Consider the following 244-nt stretch of genomic DNA (forward strand, 5'->3'; position numbering starts at 1 on the left):
GCCGCTAATGCGTTTCACTGCTGAGTTCGGAATGGGATCAGGTGGTACCACATCGCTATTGCCGCCAGGCAAAAACTGTTGTGCAAAATCGAGTGATTTTCTCGATTTTTGCGTAAGGAGGACTTTATGACACACCCTTGGGTGCTATGTCATCCTTACTTATAATCTTAACAACATTGGAAAGCATGATATCAATCTCAATCAGAGTAACTTACTACTCTAACTTACTTAAATTAGTCAGTCA

General features: G+C 41.0%; 1 rRNA gene. It reads right to left on the reverse strand.

The annotated features are described in order from the left end of the window. Nucleotides 1–69, reverse strand: a 5S ribosomal RNA gene (rrf, locus tag V5298_RS20965); the annotation flags it as partial. Nucleotides 70–244 lie beyond the last annotated feature (175 nt).

The sequence above is a fragment of the Alteromonas sp. 14N.309.X.WAT.G.H12 genome (assembly GCF_036697315.1).
GTDB lineage: Bacteria > Pseudomonadota > Gammaproteobacteria > Enterobacterales > Alteromonadaceae > Alteromonas.